We start from the raw sequence: 1,102 nt of genomic DNA on the forward strand, positions 1-1,102 counted from the left end.
GAACCCGGCGACTGTCTCATGTGTCAAGGGTCTTACCTTGATATGGCGTGTCGGCTTTGACGAGTGCGTTGGCTGTGACGAGCAGTTTTCGGGCGATTGCGATGAGCGCGACCTTTCCGGGTTTTCCTTGCAGGCGAAAGGCGTTGTAGTCGTCGCGGAGCTTGGGGTGGTGGCGGGCGGCGACCAGGGCGGCCATGTAGAGGGCGGCGCGAACGCAGGGACGTCCGCCGGCGATGGCGGCGCGAGGCGGCGCTGCGCCGGATTGGCTGACGTGGGGCGCGAGCCCTGCGAGGCTGGCGATGGCCTTGCGATCGCGCTGGCCGAGTTCGGGTAGGTCGGTGATGAGGAGCGTAGCCACCCGTTCGCCGATGCCGGGGATCGATTTGAGGATGTGAAGGACGCGGCGGAGTTCGGCGTCGTCGCCGATGCGCTTGGCGAGTTCGGCCTCGATGGCTTGGCACTGGGCCGACAACGCGGCGATCGCGGCCCGATGACTATCGAGCAGGAGCGTGCCGCGGACCTGCTTCATCCGGGTCTTCTCCATCGCGATCATCTCGGTGAGCTGGCGGCGTCGGAGCGACAACGCTTTCAGCTCCAGTTGGGTGTCGGTGGGCAGGGGGCGCAGGGTCTCGGGCATGGTCAGAGCGAAGCGCGCAATCAGCCGCGCGTCCAGCCTGTCGGTCTTGGCGCGACCGCCTTCGGCCTCGCGGAACGCCTTGATCCGGCGCGGATTGACGATACCGACTTCGAAGCCGGCGACCGAAAGCGCTTTGACAAGCGGTTCGGCATAGGGACCGATCGCCTCCAGAACCACCCGCCTGACGCCGGAGCGTTCGAGGCGGGCGATGATCTCGGCGATGCCCTCGGTGAGATTAGGCATCCGGAAGGTCTGGCCCGACGGAGCCAGCGCGACATCGAGAAAACGTTGGCCGGCATCGACGCCGGCCGCAACCGCAAGCGGCACTGCAATCGTCATGGGATCGGTCCTGTATGCGGGCGATCACCGCAACGGCAATGCCCGTGCGACTGTTCGATCAAGCAACACCGACAGAGGCGCCCGCACCGGGTTACGGCGAGATGATCGGCCGGGAATCTACCGAGC

Annotated in this window: 1 protein-coding gene; it reads right to left on the reverse strand. The window is 66.2% G+C overall.

The genetic code is table 11. The features are described from left to right. Window positions 1-16: 16 nt before the first annotated feature. A complete protein-coding gene (locus DY468_RS24520) occupies window positions 17-976 on the reverse strand; it encodes an IS110 family RNA-guided transposase (RefSeq protein WP_164608214.1) in 960 nt (319 codons plus the stop codon). Between the last annotated feature and the right edge of the window lie 126 nt (window positions 977-1,102).

This window comes from Rhodopseudomonas sp. BR0M22 (assembly GCF_010907035.1).
Lineage (GTDB): Bacteria > Pseudomonadota > Alphaproteobacteria > Rhizobiales > Xanthobacteraceae > Rhodopseudomonas.

What these genes read in the sequence shown, in the direction of transcription:
- DY468_RS24520 (WP_164608214.1), bottom strand. Translation starts at nt 976, where the DNA reads ATGACGATTGCAGTGCCGCTTGCGGTTGCGGCCGGCGTCGATGCCGGC.